Raw genomic sequence first — 20,479 nt, forward strand, 5'->3', positions numbered from 1 at the left:
CGGTGGGTGATGATCGTGACATCGGCGCGTGGTCGGAAGCTCGGTGTACGGGCATTAGCGTTTTGCAGAGTCAGATCAGTGTCGATTGTGATTCGCGGAGGTCGTCGTGCGGTCGAAAGTTCTCGCCGTCTTGTTGTTGCTCGTGTTCGGTGGGGCGGTGCTGACGGCCTGTGGTGGCGACGACGACTCGTCGAAGGTCAAGATCGGTGTCGCCGACGCGTCCGAGGAATACTGGAATGTGTTCAAGCAGAAGGCTTCTGCGCAGGGCATCGACGTCGAGCTGGTGAACTTCACCGACTACAACCAGCCCAATCCTGCTCTCGCAGAGGGTGAACTCGACCTCAACGAGTTCCAGCACCTGCTTTACCTCGCTACGTACAACGCGAAGAACAAGCAGAATCTGGTGCCGATCGGCGCGACGGCCGTCTACCCGTTGCCGCTGTACTCGACCAAGCACAAGTCGGTGTCGGAGATCCCACAGGGTGGGCAGGTCGCGATCCCCAACGACCCGACCAACCAGGCGCGCGGACTGCTGGTTCTCGAACAGGCGGGTTTGATCACGCTCACCAAGCCGGGCAATGCGTTCTCGACCCTCGCCGACATCGACCAGGGCAAGTCGAAGGTGAAGGTCATCGCCGTCGACGCCGGTCAGACAGCGGCCAATCTGGATTCGGTCGACGCCGCGATCGTCAACAACAACTACGCGACGTCGGCGAAGCTGACCAAGGACCAGATCATCGCGTCCGATGATCCCAACTCGGCCGGGGCCAAGCCGTACATCAACGCGTTCGTCGCCCGCAACGACGACAAGGACAACCCCACCTACGCAAAGCTGGTGAAGATCTACCACGACCCCGAGGTGATCGCCGCCGTCAAACGTTCACTCGGCGATAGCGGTGTGATCAAGGACAATTCGGCCTCCGAGCTCCAACAGACGACGAAGGACCTACAGGCGTCCGTCAACACCAATGGCTCCTGACGGCGACGCGGCGTCGAACCTCGGTTCATCTGCGGGGTCCGACACCGCGATTGACTTCGTCGGCGTCTCAAAGCGTTTCGACAAGTCGGGGCCGAAAGTCCTCGACGGGATCGATCTGAGTGTCCGCTCGGGGGAGATCGTCGGGATCATCGGTCCGTCCGGTGCGGGAAAGTCGACGCTCGCCAGGCTCATCAACGGTCTCGAACGGCCGACCAGTGGGCAGGTATTCGTGCACGGTGCAGAACACAGCCGGGCGTCGGAGCGGGAGCTCAACCGGCTGCGTACCGATATCGGCATGATCTTCCAGCAGTTCAATCTGTTCAACTCACGGACCGTTGCGGGCAACGTCGACTTCGCACTGAAGGTCGCCCATTTTGCGAAGGACAAGCGGCGCAGTCGAATCGACGAGCTTCTCGACTTCGTGGGCAGCGCCGACAAGGCCGATCAATGGCCCGCAGCGCTCTCGGGCGGACAGAAGCAGCGCGTCGGAATCGCGCGAGCACTCGCCACCTCGCCGTCGATTCTCATCGCCGACGAGGCGACGAGCGCGCTCGATCCGCAGACGACGTCGGACACTTTGAAGTTGTTGCGGCGCATCAACTCCGACCTCGGCACGACGATCGTCGTGATCACCCACGAGATGGATGTCGTGCGTGACGTGTGCGAGTCGGTCGCGGTCCTCGACCGGGGTCGGCTCGTCGACCACGGAGATGTGTACTCCGTCTTCGAGCATCCCACGTCGGACGTCACACGAGGACTGTTGCGGCACGCCGTCGCCGGAGTCCCGGACGCGGATACATTGGCGACGTTGCGCGCCCGGCACCCTGGACTCCTCGCAACCGTGTCGGTGCGCGACGACGCTGCCGCTAGCGGTCATCAGGACGCCACATTCGACCTACCCGCGGCCGTCGCGGAGCACGGCGCTCGGTCGACGGTGATCGCGGGCGGCATCAGCGACATCGCGGGTCGACCGTTCGGCGCATTGACCTACGAGATCACCGGCGACGCACCGTCGGTCGACGCTGCGCGTGCGCAACTGGTGCGCATCGACGGCGTCGTCGTACACGAGGAGGCACAGCAGTGACCGCCGCCCAGACGTTCCTGCTCGCCGACGGCGAGAGCCTCACGCGGGTCTTCGGGCCGGAGCTGCGGCCGTTGCTCATCCAATCCATCTGGGAGACATTCGAACTCGTCGGCGTGACGCTGCTGATCGGAGGTCTGCTCGGGCTGGTCATCGGAGTGATCCTGTACGCGACGAGTCCCGGAAATCTCTGGTCCAACGCGTGGATCTTCAACGGGTTCAACGTCGTTGTGAATATCGTCCGACCGATCCCGTTCATCATCTTCATCACCGCGATCGCCCCGCTCACCAAAGCTGTGATGGGCACGCGCATCGGTACCGAGGCGGCGATCTTCCCGATGACGCTGATGGCGATGGTGGTCATCGGGCGCGTCGTCGAACAAAGTCTTGTGTCTGTTGACCCGGGCGTCGTCGAAGCGGCGCGGGCGTCGGGTGCGAGTCGGTTGCGTACGTTGCTGACCGTCGTGGTTCCCGAAGGATTTGCGCCGTTGGTCCTCGGCTACACCTTCATCTTTGTCGCCATCGTCGACATGTCGGCGATGGCCGGGTACGTCGGCGGTGGGGGTCTCGGCGACTTTGCCTTCCAGTACGGCTATCAGCAGTTCGACTGGAAACTGACCGTCGTGGTGATCGCCCTACTGGTGATCCTGGTGCAAGTGGGCCAGTACTTTGGGAACTGGCTGGCACGCCGCGCACGGCACAGATGACCCGAGGAGCACGATGACCGACCTTCTGCCGCTGAACCCTGATGAGCTGCTGACGACGACCCGTTCGGTTCGCAAGCGCCTCGACCTGGAGCGACCCGTTCCGATCGAGGTCGTCCGTGAAGCACTCGAGGTTGCGATTCAGGCCCCGACCGGGTCGAACGCCCAGGGCTGGCATTGGATCGTCATCACCGACGCCGACCTCAAGCGTCAGGTCGCCGACTATTACGCCCGCTCGTTCGCCGACTATTCGGCGCAGCGCACATTGTCGACCGACACCGCCCGCCGTGTCGCCGCCAGCGCCCAGTACCTCGCCGACGTGATGGGCGAGGTGCCGGTGTTGATAGTGGGAGCGATCAAGACGGGCGCTGACCTGCCGACAGGCAACCAGGCCGGGGTGTGGGGATCGTTGCTCCCGGGGGCCTGGAACCTCATGCTCGCACTGCGTGCACGCGGATTGGGTTCTGCGTGGACCACGCTGCACCTCGTGTACGAACAAGAAGTGGCCGACCTGCTCGGCATTCCCGACGGCGTGCACCAGGGCGTGCTGCTCCCGGTCGCCTACACGCAGGGCACCGACTTCGCGCCTGCACAACGCAAGCCGCTCGACGATGTACTGCATATCAACGGTTGGTGAATCAGCGTCGCCGGTATCGCCGTACCGGCGGTAGATTCGATGACACCATGACGCCAGCAGACCCCGTTGAGACCGCGACGCTTGCCTCGCCTGTAACGCCGCCGCTCACCAAGCGTGGCGAGGCGAAAGCCGCTCGACGTCGAGAAATGCTCGACGCCGCCGCCCGACAAATGGCCGCACGGGGATTCGCCGGAGTGCGCCTCGAGGACATCGGCGGCGCCGTCGGGGTGAGTGGCCCCGCGATGTATCGGCACTTCGCGTCGAAGACCGACCTGCTCGATCAGATGCTGCTCGACATCAGCCGTCGACTCCGCGACGGCGGTGCCGAGGTCGTCGACCGCGGCCTTGCGCCTGCCGAGACCCTCGAGGCGTTGATCCACTTTCACATCGACGTGCTTGTCACCAAGCCGGACCTGATCGTCGTGCAGGATCGCGATCTGCACAACCTGACACCCGAGGCCAACCACGAGGTGCGCTCGCTGCAGCGCCGTTACGTCGAGCAGTGGGTTGACGTACTCCTGGCGCTGATGACCGAACGCGGCGCGACACTCGCGCGGCCGGAAGCCCGCGTCCGGGTACACGCGATGTTCGGCCTGCTCAACTCCTCGCCGCGACTGCCCGCACTCGACAGCTCCCGCCTCCGCACCGTCCTGACCGCCATGGCCACCGCCGCGCTGGAGTGCTCGGCGGGGTGAGCGGGGGCACCCGGTTCGGACGGCCGTCAGATCCCCAGCTCGGCCCGGCGGCGTGCGACCTCGGCGCGATATCGCGCGACGTTGTCCATCTTGATCTGCTCGTAGCCGCGGATCATGTCGGGCAGCGCCGCCAACTCGGCCAGCTCCGACAGACGCCGCGGATCATGCGCGCCAGGATCGACAGACCCCGAGCCGACGGCGCCGAGGATCGCGTCGACGAGTTCCCGATATTCGACGATGAGCTCGCGCTCGGTGCGTCGAATCTCGGTGTAGCCGAACGGATCGAGGCGCGTACCGCGCAACTTCTTCATCTTCGCGAGACCGGCGAGCATCGGGGCCGTCCGCGCACCGAACGACATCTTCTCCTTGCGGCCAAGCGCGCGCAGCAGCGGGGGGTGCAGTCGCACAGCGACTTTCGCGTCGTCGCCGTACTCGCCGCTGATCTGGGCGGCGAAGGTCGGATCGGCGGTGAGGCGCGCCACCTCGTACTCGTCCTTGTACGCCATGAGTTTGTACAGGTTCCGTGCCACCGCGTCGACGAGTTCGGGGCTGTCCGACTCGCGCGACACACGGTCGACGACACCGAGATACTCAGCGGCATAACGCTCGTCGGCGTAGGCGACCAGTTCGTCGACGCGAATGCCGACGCCGTGGGCGAGGTCGTCGTCGAGGTGTAGTCGCGCAACCTGCTCGCGCGCATACGAACTCGGCTCGACTGAAATTGGTTCGACGCCGGTGACCTCTCGCGACACGGCATCCGGATCCGCGATCACCTGACGACCGCGCCGGAATGCCTGCAGGTTGGCCGACACTGCAACGCCGTTGAGTTCGACGGCGCGCTCGATCGACTCGGCCGATATCGGTAGTGCCCCCGTCTGATACGCCGCGCCGACCATCAGCATGTTGGCGAACTGCTCGTCGTCGAACATTTCCGTCGCGAGCGCGCCTGCGTCGAGGTATGCGGCCCGTGCGACACGCGCGTCGATCGAGTCATGGACGGCAGTGTCGGCGGGGAAGCCGACCGAGGTGTCGATGACCATTGCGCCGGTGGGAATTCGGGTCGTCGATACTACCGCGACGGTCCGATCCGGCGCGGTGACCTTGAGGTTCACCGGGTCCGTGCCGACGAGGGAGTCGCACGCGAGGTACAGGTCGCATGTGTCGGCCGCGGCCTTGGCTGCCTGCTCGACGGGGCTGGGGAGGTGGTCTCGACAAGCTCGACCAGCGGAAGAAGACGCTTGACCGGCGGTGGAATCAGCTTGACCGGCGGTGGAATCAGCTCGACCAGCGGGATCAGCTCGACCAGCGGCATCAGCGGGATCGGCGTCGTCGACGGAGTGTAGCGCCGAGACCTTGATGTCGCTGACGACGGCGCCGCCCTTCTGGGCGAGGCCGGTCATGTCGACCGTGCGGGCCGCGTGGCCGTCCAAAAACGCTGCGGTGGCGAGGATCTGGGAGACGGTGACGACGCCGGTCCCGCCGATGCCCGTGATGCGCATCGTGAAGTCGGTGTCGGACGTGACGGGTCGAGCAATGGGGGGAGTGGGGACGGCAGCGGCGTCGATCTCGGTCGCACGCCGCGATGCCGGGGTGTGGCCGGGTGTGACGGTGACGAACGACGGACAGTCGCCCTTCAGGCACGAGAAGTCGAGGTTGCACGAGCTCTGGTCGATGCGTGTCTTGCGGCCGAACTCGGTCGAGACCGGATGCACTGAAAGACAATTGGACTTCTCACCGCAGTCGCCACACCCCTCGCAGATGCGTTCGTTGATCACGACGCGCTGTGTGGGAGTGGGCATCTGGCCACGCTTGCGCTTGCGTCGCTTCTCCGCTGCGCAGTGTTGATCGTGGATCAGGACGGTGACCCCGGGGATCTCGGCGAGTTCACGCTGGACGTCGGCGAGGTCGCCGCGATCACGCATCACGACGCCGTCGGCGAGGTCGGCCGACCGCGTGCGCGACGGGTCGTCGGAGGTGACGACGATGCGCGACACTCCTTCTGCGGCAAGCAGTCGAGTCAACTGGGCGAGGCTGAACTCGCCGACGGGGTCCTGTCCGCCGGTCATCGCGACGGTGCCGTTGTAGAGCAGCTTGTAGGTGATGTTCTCACCCGAGGCGACCGCAGCGCGCAGTGCGAGTGATCCCGAATGTGTGAACGTGCCGTCGCCGATGTTCTGCACGAAATGGTCTGCGGGTACGAACGGCGCCATCCCGAGCCACTGCGCGCCCTCGCCGCCCATCTGGGTGACCCCGGCGATATCGCCGACCTGTTCCGGATCCATCAGCAACACCATTGCGTGACAGCCGATTCCGCCGCCGACGAGCGTGCCGGGGCTCACCTTGGTCGAGCTGTTGTGTGGACATCCCGAACAGAAATACGGCGTGCGCACCGCAAGGGGGAGGTCTATCCGGGTACTCGACCGACGCGCGTTGTGCTCATCGAGCCACGCCTGCGCGGCGTCGACGTGATGGTGTCTCGCCAGGCGTGTCGCGAGGCCGAGAGTGACTGCGTCGACGTCGAGTTCGCCGAAACGGGAGAACAGCGTCGAACCGTCCTCATGAACCTTTCCGACGATGCGCGGGGCCCGCGGATGGCGATACAGCATGTCGCGCATCATGGTTTCGATGAAGTCGCGCTTCTCCTCGACGACGATCACCTCGTCGAGTCGACCGGCGGCGGTGTCGGTGATGAAGCGTTCGAGGATCTCGCGGTCGAGCGGGTAGACCATGCCGAGTTTGAGGATGCGGATACCGGCCCGCTGTAGATCGGCGTCGTCGAGTCCCATGAGTCGCAACGCATTCCGAAGATCGAGGTAGGTCTTTCCCGCAGCGACCAGTCCGATCCTGTCGTCGCCACTACGTACCGCGATGCGATTGATTCCGTTGTGTCGTGCATATACCAGCGCGCGTGGGATGCGCGTGGTCAACTGATTCTGTTCGAGCTCCATGAGATTGGCGCCGAGCAGCTTGCCGCTGGGTACGTGCGGGCTGCGCCCCAGATCGCCGTAGACGGGCACCACCCGATCGGGATGCACCACAGCGGTCGACGACCCATCCGCCACGTGTGCAGAGATCTTGAGCGAGGTCCACAGGCCGCTGACTCGACTCATCACCGCCGCGTGTACGCCGAGGTCGAGGATGTCCTGGGAATCGGCTGGGTAGAGCGTCGGGACGTAGAGGTCGGCGAGCGCCATCTCCGAAGTGCACGGGACCGTCGAACTCTTGGCGGCCGGATCGTCGCCGACGAGTGCCACGGCACCGCCGTCGGGATGCGTGCCGATGAGGTTGGCGTGGCGTAGGGCGTCTGACGCGCGGTCGAGGCCGGGCGCCTTGCCGTACCAGTAGCCGACGACGCCGTTGCGCTGCTGACCGTCGTCGTCGGCCGCGAGCGGGCCGAGTGTCGGGGCGAGTTGCGATCCCATCACCGACGTCGCGGCGAGTTCTTCGTTGAGACCTGGGCGGTGCACGACGTCGAAAGGTGCAAGCAGCGACTGGCGTCGCATGAGTTCGAGGTCGAAGCCCGCGAGCGGCGAGCCTTCGTAGCCGGAGATGAACGACGCCGTGCGCAGATTCTGTCTCCGGTCGACGCGGGCGCGGTCGGCGATCATCCGGACGAGCGCTGTGATCCCGCCGAGGAAGATCGGACCTTCTTCGCGGGTGTATCGGTCGTCGAGCGTGAAATCGGTGGGGCGTGTCGTCGCACGCACTCCTGCCTGCGTCGATGCTGAATTTTTCGCGGTTGCGTCGCGCCGGAATCGGTCGGCTCGATCATCTGCGAGGGTCACGGGTTCACCTGGCCTTCGTGGTGTGTCGGCGTCGGCACGGGGTGTGGCCGACGACGTGTGGGCTGGGTCCGGGGGTGGTGGACCTCATCACCCACAGTACGAAATTGCGTGACGCCCGTCACGTCTGGGATGACAATGACAAGTAGATGACAGCCGCGCCGCGATCCGCTAGAGTCGCTTTCAGTTAATTGCAGCTAACTGAAAGCGCGGGCTGCACGCATCCCTGCGAAACGAAAGGTCTGCCTGTGACGAGGGTGGTCTCGACAAGCTCGACCAGCGGTGGGGGCTCGACCGGCGGCGAGGGCTCGACCAGCGAGAAGGGGTCGACCAGCGGTCGGGCTGTGCACGAGGCCAACGTCGCGACGCTGAGGGAGCGTCTTGCGCGCGTGGCGGTCGGCGGCGGCGAGCGCGCTCGTGAGCGGCACATTTCCCGCGGCAAGTTGCTCCCGCGCGATCGCGTCCACGGCCTGCTCGACGTCGGGTCGCCGTTCCTCGAGGTCGGGCCCCTGGCGGCGTTCGGCATGTACGACGACAAGGCGCCGTCGGCGGGCGTGATCGCCGGCGTGGGACGAGTCGCCGGACGTGAGTGCATGATCGTCGCCAACGACGCCACGGTCTCGGGCGGCACCTACTACCCGATGACGGTCAAGAAGCACCTGCGCGCGCAGGAGATCGCCGCCGCCAACCGGCTGCCCTGCATCTACCTCGTCGATTCCGGTGGCGCGATGCTCCTGGCGCAGGACGAGGTCTTTCCCGACCGGGAACACTTCGGACGGATCTTCTACAACCAGGCGACGATGAGCGCGGCTGGCATCCCGCAGATCGCCGCGGTGTTGGGATCGTCGACGGCAGGCGGCGCCTACGTGCCCGCGATGAGCGACGAGACCGTCATCGTCCGCAATCAGGGCACCATCTTCTTGGCGGGACCCCCGTTGGTGAAGGCCGCGACCGGCGAGGACGTCAGCGCGGAGGACCTCGGCGGCGGTGCCATGCACTCGTCGGTCTCCGGGGTCACCGACCACCTCGTCGACAACGACCAGCAGGCACTGGCCAAGGTGCGCGAGATCGTCGCGACCCTCGGGCCGCGCGAGCAACCGCAGTGGGACACGATCGCACCGCGTGAACCCGCCCGCAGCCAGACCGACATCTACGACGTCGTGCCCACCGATGCGCGTACTCCGTACGACGTCCGACAGGTCATCGAGATCATCAGCGATGCAGGCGAATTCACCGAGTTCAAGGCGAACTACGGCACCACGCTGGTCACGGCTTTCGCGCACGTGCACGGTCATCCCGTCGGTTTCGTCGCCAACAACGGTGTGCTGTTCAGCGAATCAGCGCTCAAGGGAGCGCATTTCATAGAACTGTGCGACCAGCGTCGAATTCCGTTGGTGTTCCTACAGAACATCACGGGGTTCATGGTCGGGCGTGCCTATGAGGAAGGCGGTATCGCCAAGAACGGCGCCAAGATGGTCAATGCCGTTGCGTGCGCACGCGTTCCGAAGTTCACCGTGATGATCGGCGGCTCGTTCGGGGCGGGCAACTACTCGATGTGTGGCCGCGCCTACTCGCCGCGGTTCCTGTGGTCGTGGCCCAACGCGCGTATCTCCGTGATGGGCGGACCACAGGCCGCTGACACCCTCGCGACGGTGCGCCGCAACCAGATCGAACGATCCGGCAAGGAGTGGTCGGCCGACGACGAGGACGCGTTCAAGACGCCGATCCGCGAGCAATTTGACGAACAGTCCGACGCGTACTACTCGACGGCGCGCCTGTGGGACGACGGCATCGTCGACCCGGCACACACCCGCACGTTGCTCGGGTTGGCGCTAGAAACCGCCCGATACGCACCGCTGGCCGATCAGCGCTACGGCGTCTTCCGGATGTGACCGACCGATGCGACACGAGATGGATGAGAACGTCATGACGACACCGACAGCCCGCCCGATCCGCAGCGTGCTCGTCGCCAACCGAGGCGAGATCGCGTGCCGCGTCATCGAGACGTTGCGCCGCATGGGGATTCGGAGCATCGCCGTCTACTCCGACGCCGACGCCGACGCTCTGCATGTGCGGATGGCCGACGTGGCGGTACGACTGGGGCCCGCGTCAGCCGCACGCAGCTACCTCGACATCGACGCGGTGGTGCGCGCGGCGCAGCAGACAGGCGCCGATGCGGTGCACCCCGGATATGGATTCCTCTCGGAGAACCAGAAGTTCGCGGCCGCGCTCGATGCCGCGGGGATTGCGTTCATCGGACCTCCGGCAGATGCGATCGCCACGATGGGCGACAAGATCACCGCGCGCGCCGCCGTCGTCGAACGCGACGTCCCGGTCGTGCCCGGTCTGTCACGGCCGGGGCTGAGCGACGAGGATCTGATCGAGGCTGCGCCCGAGATCGGATTCCCGGTCCTGATCAAGCCCAGCGCCGGCGGCGGTGGCAAGGGCATGCATCGCGTCGAGAACGCCGACGAACTCCCGGCGGCGCTGCAGCGGGCGCGACGAGAGGCCGGCTCGGCATTCGGCGACGACTCGTTGTTCCTCGAACACTTCGTCGACACTCCGCGCCACATCGAAGTGCAGGTCCTTGCCGACCAGTACGGCAACGTGATTCATCTCGGCGAGCGCGAATGCTCACTGCAGCGTCGACACCAGAAAGTCATCGAGGAGGCACCCTCGGCGCTTCTCGACGAGGCGACGCGCGCACGCATCGGTGAGGCCGCCTGCGACGCCGCGCGCAGCGTCGGCTACACCGGAGCGGGCACCGTCGAATTCATCGTCTCCGCCAAGCGACCCGACCAGTTCTTCTTCATGGAGATGAACACACGGCTGCAGGTCGAGCATCCCGTCACCGAGCTCGTCACCGGAGTCGACCTCGTCGAGCAGCAGATCCGCGTGGCTCGCGGTGAGAAGCTCGCGCTCACCCAGTCCGACATCGTCTTGTCGGGGCACGCGATCGAGGCGCGAGTGTATGCGGAGGATCCGGCGCGGGGATTCCTGCCGACCGGCGGCACGATCGTTGCGCTCGAAGAGCCGGCCGTGCCGGGTGCGATGTCCGAATACAGCGGCGTCCGTGTCGATTCCGCGATGTTCGAGGGAATGGTCGTCGGGAGCGATTATGACCCGATGCTGGCCAAGGTCATCGCCTACGGCAGTGACCGCGACGAGGCGATCGAGCGTCTCGACCAGGCTCTCGCGCACACCAGAGTGCTCGGTGTTGTGACCAACATCGACTTCTGTCGCTTCGTGTTGGCGCAGGACCGTGTCCGCGACGCCGAACTCGACACCGAACTGCTCGACAGGCTCGTCGTCGACTACGCTGCGCCGCAACCGGTTCCGGAAGCGCTGGTGCTCCTGGGTGCTGCCCGCACCGGGTTTCGGCAACCCGGCGACGTCTGGAATACCGAAGTCGGCTGGCGCATCGGTGCACCCGCACCGGTGGTGACCCGCATCGTCGATGGCGACAACAGACACTGGACGGTCTCGTTCCGTGTCGACGCCGCCACCGATGACACTCTGCGCGGACGCGCGTCGGTATCCGGCGACGACGTCGAATCCTGGGAAGCCGACGTCGAGTACCGTCGAATCGACCAGGGCGGCAACGGTGATCACGTCGACCGCTTGATCGTCGACGGTGTCAGTCAATCGTGGTCGCACGCGGAGATCGACGGTTCGTGGTGGGTGTCGGGACCAACGGGGTCGTGGACTCTCGAACTCGCCCGACCGATTCTCGACGAGGCCGCAGATGAGAAGGCCGGAGAGATCACCTCGCCCATGCCGGGGACCATCGTTGCCGTGTCGGTCGTCGACGGTGACGATGTCGAGGCGGGGGTACCCGTGCTCGTCGTCGAGGCAATGAAGATGGAGCACACGCTGACTGCCCCGATCACGGGCGTGGTCGCGCTCGCGGCGAAGGTCGGCGACAAGGTCGCGGCGGGCCAAACACTTGCACACGTAACGGATGAGAACTCGATGGAGCAGGCCAACTGATGGAACTGACACAGGACTACACCGACCTGATCGACACCGTGCGCGACTTCGCGCAGTCGGTGGTTGCGCCGGTCGCGGCGAAACACGATGCCGAACACAGCTTTCCGTACGAGATCGTCTCGCAGATGGGGAAGATGGGACTCTTCGGACTCCCGTTCTCCGAAGAGTATGGCGGCATGGGCGGCGACTACTTCGCGCTGTCACTCGCCCTCGAGGAACTCGGCAAGGTCGACCAGTCGGTGGCGATCACGCTCGAGGCCGGTGTGTCGCTCGGGGCCATGCCGATCTACAAGTTCGGTACCGAGGAGCAGAAGCAGCGTTACCTGCCCGACCTGACCTCCGGTGTCGCGCTGGCCGGATTCGGCCTCACCGAGCCGGGAGCCGGCTCCGATGCCGGAGCCACCGCCACAACGGCGCGTGACGACGGTGACACGTGGATCATCAACGGCGCCAAGCAGTTCATCACCAACTCCGGTACCGACATCACGTCGCTGGTGACGGTGACCGCGGTGACCGGCGTCAAAGACAATGGGCGCAAGGAGATCTCGACCATCATCGTGCCGTCGGACACGGTCGGGTTCACCGCTGAACCCGCGTACAACAAGGTCGGCTGGAACGCGTCGGACACCCACCCGCTGACCTTCACCGACGCGCGGGTACCGACCGAGAATCTGCTGGGGGAGCGTGGCCGCGGATATGCGAACTTCCTGTCCATACTCGACGAGGGACGCATCGCCATCGCGGCACTCGCGACGGGTGTGGCGCAGGGATGTGTTGACGAGAGCGTGAAGTACGCCAGGGAGCGGCAGTCCTTCGGGCAGCCGATCGGCAACTACCAATCGGTGTCGTTCGCCATCGCCCGAATGGAAGCGCGAGCACACGTCGCCCGCACTGCGTACTACGACGCCGCAGCGAAGATGTTGGCGGGCAAGCCGTTCAAGAAGGAAGCGTCGATCGCCAAGATGATCGCCAGTGAAGCCGCGATGGACAACGCGCGGATGGCCACGCAGATCCACGGCGGCTACGGGTTCATGAACGAGTATCCGGTGGCCCGCCATTACCGGGACTCGAAGATCCTCGAGATCGGGGAGGGCACCACCGAGGTGCAACTCATGCTGATCGCACGCGAACTGGGGTTCTCATGAGTGATGGCACGCAATCACCCACATCGACGGCTCGCAGGGTGATACAACGCGGATTGTGGTTCGAGGAGTTCGACGAGGGCACGGTGTACGAGCACCGGCCGGGTCGGACCGTGACCGAGGCCGACAACGTGCTGTTCACCACGTTGACCATGAACACGCAGGCACTGCATCTCGACGCCGCGTGGTCGGCTCAGCAGCCCGGCTTCGGCGGTCAGCGACTCATCAATTCGATGTTCACGCTGTCGACGATCGTCGGATTGTCGGTGTCGCAGCTGACTCAGGGGACGCTCGTAGCGAACCTCGGTTTCAGCGAGGTCTCCTTTCCCGCACCGTTGTTCGCGGGCGACACGCTGTACGCGGAGACGGAGTGCACGGGCATCCGCGAGTCCCGGTCGCGTCCCGGCGAAGGGGTGGTCAACCTGCTTCACGTCGGTCGCAATCAGGACGGGGTGATTGTCGCCCGAGCCGCGAGGGCCACACTGGTACGGAAGCGACCCGACGACTGACGCCGCCGGAGACAACTCCGCCGACGTCTGAACGAACAGGAGTGAGAATCGTGACCACCGGCCCGATCGTGCCGCCCAATCAGTTTGGTATCTCCAGCCAGATCGGCAATGAACCACAGATGTTGGTCAACGCCTGGCTGCCCTCGGGTCCGGCGATGCTGTTCTGTCCGGCCGACCGTCCCGATCGCTACCAGAAGGCACTCGAGCGAGCCGACGTCGTCATCCTCGACCTCGAGGACGCGGTCGCGCCGGAGAATCGCGTGGCAGCACGGGAAGCGTTGGTCGCCAACCCGATCGACCCGGACCGAACCGTCGTGCGTATCAACCCGGCGGGTACCGGTGACTATCGGCGCGACCTAGCGGCTTTGAGTGACACCAACTATCGGGTGGTCATGCAGGCGAAGGCCGAGACCGCAGGGTCTGTCATCGAGACGGCATTCCAGACCATCGCACTCATCGAGACACCGCTCGGCGTGGTGAACGTCAACGAGATCGCTCAGGCCGTCAACTGCATCGGATTGATGTGGGGTGCAGAGGATCTCGTGGCCGGTCTCGGCGGCAAGTCGAGCAGATTCGGTCAGGGTGAGCCGGGGGCGGGCACCTATCGCGACGTTGCCCGCTACGCACGTGCGATGGTGCGGATCTCCTCGGCGGCTGCGGGGATCTTCGCCGTCGACTCTGTACACATCGACATCCCCGACACCGATGGCCTCGCAGCAGAGGTTCGCGACGCCGTCGCACTCGGGTATGCCGCGACAGCTTGCATTCACCCCTCGCAGGTGGAGATCATCCGTGCCGGATACAGCCCGGATGCCGACGAGATCGATTGGGCCAAGCAGGTTCTCGAGAAGTCGGAGGAGTATCACGGTGGCGTCTTCAGCCTCGACGGCCAGATGATCGACGGCCCCGTGCTTCGTCAGGCCGAGGCTGTGCTGGCGCGTGCCGCCGCAGCCGAGAACCTCGACACCTAGACAACCGCATGATCAGGATATGAGTCGACGAGAAGAGAGTGATCCGAATGGCCGAGCAGAAGGTCGAATTGGCCTATGCCCGTGGTGAAGACAGCCCGCCGCTGCTGACGGAGACGATCGGGCGGACGCTCGCGCGCACCACCGAGGAGTACGGGGACAACCTCGCCCTCGTCGACGCTCCCAGCGGGCGAACCTGGACGTATCGAGAGTTCCGTGCCGAGGTACTCGCGCTTGCCGCGGGACTGCTCCGGCACGGCGTTCAGGCGGGCGATCGGGTGGGCCTGTGGGCGCCGAACCGACCCGAATGGGTGATGGTGCAGTACGCGACCGCCGAGATCGGTGCCATCCTGGTCAATCTCAACCCCGCCTACCGGCAGAACGAACTCGACTACGCGCTCACCCAGTCGGGCGCCAGCGTCGTGCTCGCCGCCGAGCGGTACAAGGACTCCGACTACCGGGGCATGCTCGACGCCGCCCGGCCGTCGGCGCCGGAACTGCGTGAGGTGATCCTCTTCGAGACGCCCGAGTGGGACGAACTGCTCCCCCGGCCGTCGGACGATGAGTTGTCCGCAGTGGCGCAACGCGCGGCGACGCTGCGGTCGGACGATCCGATCAACATCCAATACACCTCGGGTACAACGGGTTTCCCGAAGGGTGCGACACTCACGCACGCCAACATCAGCAATAACGGTTACCTCGTCGGCGAACTGCTCGCCTACACCGACGCCGACCGTATCTGCATCCCGGTGCCCTTCTACCACTGCTTCGGCATGGTGATGGGCAACCTTGCCGCGACGAGTCATGGTGCGGCCATGGTCATTCCGTCGCCGACCTTCGATCCGGAAGCCGCATTGCGGGCCGTCGTCGACTATCGCTGCACGAGCCTCTACGGTGTGCCGACGATGTTCATCGCCGAGCTGGCGCTCCTCGATCACGTCGAGCCGGGCCAGTACGATCTGTCGAGTCTGCGGACAGGGATCATGGCGGGTTCGCCGTGCCCCGAACACGTGATGCGGCAGGTGGTCGATCGCATGCACATGGGCGAGGTCTCGATCTGCTACGGGATGACAGAGACGTCGCCGGTGTCGTGTCAGACAAGAGTCGACGATCCGCTGGAACTGCGGGTCGGCACCGTCGGGCGGGTGGGGCCGCATCTGGAGATCAAGGTGATCGACCCCATCACGGGAGAGACACTGCCGCGCGGCGAAACCGGCGAATTCTGCACCCGCGGTTACAGCGTGATGAGCGGGTACTGGAACGAACCCGAGAAGACCGCGGAGGCACTCGACGCCGACGGTTGGATGCACACCGGCGACCTGGCCGTCATGGACCCGAACTCGTACGCGCGAATCACGGGGCGCATCAAGGACATGGTGATCCGTGGGGGAGAGAACATCTACCCGCGTGAGATCGAAGAGTTCCTCTACACTCACCCCGACATCCTCGACGCGCAGGTGATCGGAGTGCCCGACGAGCGTTACGGGGAAGAACTCATGGCGTGGATTCAGTTGCGCGACGGCGTCGCCGACCTCACCGCCGACGACGTGCGCGAGTTCGCGACCGGAAAGATCGCACGCCACAAGATCCCGAGATACGTCCACGTAGTCAAGGAGTTCCCGATGACTGTGACCGGCAAGGTACGCAAGGTGGCGATGCGCGCGGAGTCCGTCGACCTTCTCGGGTTGGCGTGATGACCGACCCCGGATCTTCGGGCCGAGGCCAAACAACTACGCGCATCGACGATTTCGCGCGAGAGGTCGCCGAGCGCTACAGCGTCGACACGTCGTCGTATGAGGCGCTGTGGGCGTGGTCGGTGGACAGTCCTGCGCAGTTCTGGCGCGCGGTGTGGGACTTCTTCGACCTCGACGCCGTTGCCGGTCCGCTCGCCGAAGGCGACGACGCCGTCCTCGCGTCGACGGAAATGCCAGGCGCGCAGTGGTTTCCCGACGTCACCCTGAACTACGTCGATCAGGTCTTCCGGCACGCCGACGACCCCGACGCCGCTGCGCGGACCGCGATCGTCGGAGTCGACGAGAGCGGCACGCGTGTGACGCTGACGTGGGCACAGTTGCGCGAGCAGTCTTTGGCGTTCGCGCGCACGCTGCGCGGGCTCGGGGTCGGTGTCGGCGATGTGGTCGCCGCCTACCTGCCCGACATTCCCGAGGCGTTGGTGGCGTTCCTCGGCACCGCTGCGGTCGGCGCGATCTGGTCGGGTTGCGGACAGGACTACGCGCCGTCGGGCGCAGCGGGCCGACTCGCCCAACTCGAGCCCAAGGTGCTGGTGACCGCCGACGGCTACCGATACAACGGCAAAGACATCGACAAGACGGCCGACAGTGCGAAACTGGCAGGCCTTCTCGAAGGGCTGGGCTCCCACATCGTCGTCGGAGATCCGTCGCGACAGCCCGCGCGCGGCATCGCGGTTCTCGGCTATGAGAGCGCGATCGCGTCGAGCCCTGTGATTGCCTCGAGTCCTCAGGCGCAGTCCGACGTTCCCGACGCCGACATCCCGGTGCGGGTCGGGTTCGATCATCCGCTGTGGGTGCTCTTCAGCTCGGGAACAACGGGGCGCCCCAAGGGGATTGTGCACGGGCACGGCGGCGTCGTCGTCGAACATCTGAAAGCCGCCGGCCTGCATGCCGATTTGTCGCGTGATGACGTCTTCTTCTGGCACACCGCACTGAGTTGGATGATGTGGAACTTCCAGGCAGCGGGATTGCTGGTGGGCGCTGAGATCGTCTGTTACAGCGGATCACCGCTCTACCCCGACGCCGATCGGCTCTGGGCGCTCGTCGCCGACGAAGGCGTCACCTACTTCGGCACCAGTCCCGGACAGTTGCAGGCGAGCCGTAAGGCAGGCCTGCAACCCGGCCGCGACCACGATCTGGCGGCGCTTCGCGGAATCGGGAGCACCGGTTCGGCGTTGTCGGCGGATCTGTTCGACTGGATCGACGAAAACGTACGTCCCGGGATTCCGGTGTCGTCGATCAGCGGCGGCACCGACGTGGTGACCGCGTTCGCAGGCGGATCGTCGGGGCAGCCGGTGGTGCCCGGTGAGCTGTCGGTGCGTTACCTCGGTGTGGCGCTTGCCAGCTGGGCTCCCGACACCACGCCGCTGATCGGTGAGGTCGGCGAGATGGTCGTCACCGCACCGATGCCCTCGATGCCGGTGGGCTTCTGGAACGACCCGGACGGTGCTCGTTATCGTGCGGCGTACTTTGCGCACGAGTGGTCGGGCACCGACTCCGATTCGGAACCGGTATGGCGACACGGCGATTGGGTCACGGTCACCGATCGGGGTTCGCTCATCATCCACGGCCGCAGCGATGCGACGCTCAACAAGCAGGGTGTGCGCATGGGATCGGCCGACATCTACGAGGTCGTCGAAAGCCTCCCGGAGGTCGCGGAGGCGTTCGTACTCGGCGTCGACGGACCCGACGGCAAGTACTGGATGCCCCTGTTTGTGACCCTGATGCGCGGCGCCACGCTCGACGACGATCTGCGCTCGATGATCGCCTCGTCGATCCGCACACGATTGTCGCCACGGCATGTGCCCGACGAGGTGATCGAGGCGCCAGGCATCCCGCACACCCGCACGGGTAAGAAGCTCGAGGTGCCGGTGACCGCGATCCTCGCGGGCCGCACCGGCGTCGACGTCGACCCCCGGTCGATCGACGATCCGGGCCTCATCGACTGGTACGCAGCACGTGGTCGCGAACATCAGTGGTGAGGGATCCGTCTCACACCGATGTACTAGCGTGGTCGGGGAACTGCCGTGCCACGTGTCTGTGCGGGCGCGGCCCGCACGCTTCGACCAGGAGATATGACGTATGAGCTATCAGCCGGGGGGCTCCGGTTTCGGCGCCTCCGACTCGGGCCAGGGTTATGGACAACAGGCCGGACAACAAGCCGGATATCCGCAGGCCGGGAGCGGGCAGCGCGGCTCTGAGCAGCAGGGATCATCCCAGCAAGGGCCGTCCCAACAGGGATCGTCCCCGCAGGGCTACGGACAGCAGGCTGCCGGTCAGTACGGCTACGGACAGACTGGCGGCTACGGCCAGCAGGCTGCCGGGGGATACGGACAGACCCAGGGTTACGGCCAACAGAGCTATGGGCAGCAGGGCTACGGCCAGCAGGAGTACGGACAATCGGGATATCCCCAGTCCGGGTACTCGCAGCCGGGATACGGTCAGGCCGATTACAACCAGTACGGGCAGGGGCAGTACGGCTACGGTGCCACGCCGAAGCCTGTGAGCCAGGGACTTCCGGCGAACACCTCGCTGTTCCTCGCCATCGCGCTGAGCGTGCTCGCTGTGCTGAACCTGTTCGTCGGTTTCTGGAGCTACGGGTCGGGACTGTCGCTCGGGGTCATCGTGATCGCGCTGTCGCTGCTCGCCGCGTTGTTCCCGAGCAAGGTCGCCGTCAACGCGCTCGTTCCGGTCTTGGCCGCATTGACCGGCGCCGACGCGATCACGCGGATCTACTCGCTCATCCACACCTCGTTGACAGACGTATCGAACTACGCGAACTACGGCGTGACGGCTCCCTCATCGTCGTGGGAAGACTACGTGCAGATGGTTATCTCGTTGTTGATCGCGGGCCTCGCCATCTTCTGGCTGCTCATCGTGCTCGGAGCGGTCAAACTCGCACCGGCGCCGGGCGCTGACACAACCACCGGGTCGGTTCCCGCGGGTTCGACCGTGAGCGCCGTCGAACAGACGACCGTCGTGGCCGAGACGACTCCCGCCACACAGGCATACGGGCAGGCGACGGCGACCGGCTATGGCGACGCACGGGCATCGGGCAAGGCGCAGGCACCTGTCGCCTCCACGCCCGCTGCCGCTGGTTCCGCTACACCGAGCCCCTCCGCCGCGGGTTACGGACAGTCGGCCTACACCTACGGCCAGTCGCCGTCTCATCAGGCGGGAGACTCGGCTGCGTACGGTGCGGGCGCCGCGTCGGCTCAGGAATCACCGCAGTCATCGTCTTACTCGCCCTATTCGGCCTCGTCGTACTCGCAGGCTCAGCCGTCGTCGAGTCCCGCCTCGCACTCGAGTGGGTACCCGAGCGGTCCGGCCGCGTCGGAATCGACGGGAGCCGGCTCCACAGGAGCCGGCTCCACGGGGGCAGCGTCGAGGGGCGCGGCGCCGCAGGCGTCGTCACCGTCGGCCGAGAGTGGATACGGGGACCGCACCACGGCGTTCCACCGGCCCGAAGATCAGTCGGGTAAGGGCAGTTCGTCGTCGACCTGATGCCCGGCCGGCATCCCGGCAGTGAATCGCCGGGCAGCTGAGAACCAACGCGAACAACTAACTACATGTAGGGCCCCGCCACGTTGCGGGGCCCTACACGTATGCCGTGAGTGTTATCTCTCGGCGCGTCTCCAACTCAACTGCAGTCACTCGTGTCACGCTCGTAACGATGTCGTCGATCAGGTCTGTGCCCAGAGAGAGTCTTTCCGCGCGTCTGCGTCAGGTGCGGCGGACGACCCGCGCGCAGCGCCTCGGCACCGAGGGCAGCGCGCGGGAGTTGATCCTCGTCGCATTCGGGGTGCCGGTCCTCACGCTGATGGTCCTCGTGGTCTGTGTACTCGCCGTACTCCTCATGTCCGGCGGAGATATCTCGGGCATCGCGAACGTGATCTCGGCGTGCTGGTTGGCCATCCACCAGGTGCCGATGACGATGAACGGCGTCACGCTCAGCGTGCTTCCGATGCTGCCGACGCTGCTCGTCGCGGCGGGGACTGCCGGATTCGCATCGTCGGCGAGCCGCGTCGGGCGGTCGGCGTCTGAGCTCGCGGCGATCGTGGCGGCCGCGATCGGTGGACCGCTGGTGATCACCGCGATGGCGTTGGCCGTGCTCATGGACGGATCGTCGGATACACCTGTTGCCGCCCCGAATGCGTTGTCGGCCTTCGGTTGCACGATCGCTCTGCACGGGCTGGCGACAGCCGCAGGTGTTGCCTGGCGACGTCGTCGCGACCTGGCGG

The 20,479-nt window shown here is 65.6% G+C and carries 14 protein-coding genes and 1 pseudogene; 14 read left to right on the top strand and 1 reads right to left on the bottom strand.

The features are described from left to right. Positions 1–106: 106 nt before the first annotated feature. From B3T59_RS21060 to B3T59_RS21080, 5 genes are read left to right on the top strand one after another with little or no spacing between them, the layout of a single operon-like run. The gene (locus tag B3T59_RS21060) at positions 107–979 is read left to right on the top strand and encodes a MetQ/NlpA family ABC transporter substrate-binding protein (RefSeq protein ID WP_064863827.1); all 873 of its coding nucleotides are present in this window, start codon (positions 107–109) and stop codon (positions 977–979) included. After that, a complete protein-coding gene (locus B3T59_RS21065) occupies positions 969–2,063 on the top strand; it encodes a methionine ABC transporter ATP-binding protein (RefSeq protein ID WP_287005049.1) in 1,095 nt (364 codons plus the stop codon). The genes B3T59_RS21060 and B3T59_RS21065 overlap by 11 nt, the downstream gene beginning before the upstream one ends. Positions 2,064–2,080: 17 nt before the next feature. Further along, entirely contained in the window at positions 2,081–2,767 is a 687-nt protein-coding gene (locus tag B3T59_RS21070; protein ID WP_251722672.1) for a methionine ABC transporter permease, read from the top strand. A 13-nt stretch (positions 2,768–2,780) separates the two neighbouring features. Beyond that, on the top strand, positions 2,781–3,401 hold the full coding sequence (locus B3T59_RS21075) for a nitroreductase family protein (RefSeq protein ID WP_251722611.1): 621 nt from the start codon (positions 2,781–2,783) through the stop codon (positions 3,399–3,401). A gap of 47 nt (positions 3,402–3,448) precedes the next feature. Continuing rightward, on the top strand, positions 3,449–4,096 hold the full coding sequence (locus B3T59_RS21080) for a TetR/AcrR family transcriptional regulator (RefSeq protein ID WP_064863843.1): 648 nt from the start codon (positions 3,449–3,451) through the stop codon (positions 4,094–4,096). Between the two features lie 26 nt (positions 4,097–4,122). Here the strand turns inward: B3T59_RS21080 and B3T59_RS21085 are convergent, their stop codons facing one another. Further along, complete coding sequence (locus B3T59_RS21085; RefSeq protein WP_287005055.1) at positions 4,123–7,803, bottom strand: indolepyruvate ferredoxin oxidoreductase family protein; 3,681 nt, start codon at positions 7,801–7,803, stop codon at positions 4,123–4,125. A gap of 419 nt (positions 7,804–8,222) precedes the next feature. Here B3T59_RS21085 and B3T59_RS21090 point away from each other — a divergent pair, with 419 nt between their 5' ends. The 9 genes and pseudogenes from B3T59_RS21090 to B3T59_RS21130 form a co-directional block, all read left to right on the top strand. Further along, positions 8,223–9,770, top strand: coding sequence for a carboxyl transferase domain-containing protein (locus B3T59_RS21090; RefSeq protein ID WP_267626433.1), 1,548 nt, complete (start codon positions 8,223–8,225; stop codon positions 9,768–9,770). Between the two features lie 34 nt (positions 9,771–9,804). Continuing rightward, positions 9,805–11,868: an acetyl/propionyl/methylcrotonyl-CoA carboxylase subunit alpha gene (locus tag B3T59_RS21095; RefSeq protein ID WP_287005050.1), complete on the top strand. Its 2,064-nt coding sequence runs from the start codon at positions 9,805–9,807 to the stop codon at positions 11,866–11,868. Further along, on the top strand, positions 11,868–13,013 hold the full coding sequence (locus B3T59_RS21100; protein WP_287005051.1) for an acyl-CoA dehydrogenase family protein: 1,146 nt from the start codon (positions 11,868–11,870) through the stop codon (positions 13,011–13,013). The genes B3T59_RS21095 and B3T59_RS21100 overlap by 1 nt, the downstream gene beginning before the upstream one ends. After that, a complete protein-coding gene (locus B3T59_RS21105) occupies positions 13,010–13,519 on the top strand; it encodes a MaoC family dehydratase (protein WP_287005052.1) in 510 nt (169 codons plus the stop codon). The genes B3T59_RS21100 and B3T59_RS21105 overlap by 4 nt, the downstream gene beginning before the upstream one ends. Positions 13,520–13,569: 50 nt before the next feature. After that, the gene (locus B3T59_RS21110; protein ID WP_376782588.1) at positions 13,570–14,490 is read left to right on the top strand and encodes an HpcH/HpaI aldolase/citrate lyase family protein; all 921 of its coding nucleotides are present in this window, start codon (positions 13,570–13,572) and stop codon (positions 14,488–14,490) included. A gap of 47 nt (positions 14,491–14,537) precedes the next feature. Next, positions 14,538–16,181, top strand: coding sequence for an AMP-binding protein (locus tag B3T59_RS21115; protein WP_287005053.1), 1,644 nt, complete (start codon positions 14,538–14,540; stop codon positions 16,179–16,181). After that, a complete protein-coding gene (locus tag B3T59_RS21120) occupies positions 16,181–18,220 on the top strand; it encodes an acetoacetate--CoA ligase (protein ID WP_287005054.1) in 2,040 nt (679 codons plus the stop codon). The genes B3T59_RS21115 and B3T59_RS21120 overlap by 1 nt, the downstream gene beginning before the upstream one ends. A gap of 100 nt (positions 18,221–18,320) precedes the next feature. After that, positions 18,321–19,742: a hypothetical protein gene (locus tag B3T59_RS21125; RefSeq protein WP_005207293.1), complete on the top strand. Its 1,422-nt coding sequence runs from the start codon at positions 18,321–18,323 to the stop codon at positions 19,740–19,742. Between the two features lie 169 nt (positions 19,743–19,911). Continuing rightward, positions 19,912–20,479 (top strand): annotated as a pseudogene (locus tag B3T59_RS21130) (hypothetical protein); the annotation flags it as partial.

Origin of the sequence: Gordonia sp. UBA7860 (genome assembly GCF_002500165.1) — a bacterium.
GTDB classification, from domain to species: domain Bacteria; phylum Actinomycetota; class Actinomycetes; order Mycobacteriales; family Mycobacteriaceae; genus Gordonia; species Gordonia sputi.

Excerpts from the sequence above, each read along its gene's own strand:
- B3T59_RS21065 (WP_287005049.1), top strand. The coding sequence starts at position 969 with ATGGCTCCTGACGGCGACGCGGCGTCGAACCTCGGTTCATCTGCGGGG.
- B3T59_RS21075 (WP_251722611.1), top strand. The coding sequence starts at position 2,781 with ATGACCGACCTTCTGCCGCTGAACCCTGATGAGCTGCTGACGACGACC.
- B3T59_RS21080 (WP_064863843.1), top strand. The coding sequence starts at position 3,449 with ATGACGCCAGCAGACCCCGTTGAGACCGCGACGCTTGCCTCGCCTGTA.
- B3T59_RS21095 (WP_287005050.1), top strand. The coding sequence starts at position 9,805 with ATGACGACACCGACAGCCCGCCCGATCCGCAGCGTGCTCGTCGCCAAC.
- B3T59_RS21100 (WP_287005051.1), top strand. The coding sequence starts at position 11,868 with ATGGAACTGACACAGGACTACACCGACCTGATCGACACCGTGCGCGAC.
- B3T59_RS21105 (WP_287005052.1), top strand. The coding sequence starts at position 13,010 with ATGAGTGATGGCACGCAATCACCCACATCGACGGCTCGCAGGGTGATA.
- B3T59_RS21115 (WP_287005053.1), top strand. The coding sequence starts at position 14,538 with ATGGCCGAGCAGAAGGTCGAATTGGCCTATGCCCGTGGTGAAGACAGC.
- B3T59_RS21120 (WP_287005054.1), top strand. The coding sequence starts at position 16,181 with ATGACCGACCCCGGATCTTCGGGCCGAGGCCAAACAACTACGCGCATC.
- B3T59_RS21125 (WP_005207293.1), top strand. The coding sequence starts at position 18,321 with ATGAGCTATCAGCCGGGGGGCTCCGGTTTCGGCGCCTCCGACTCGGGC.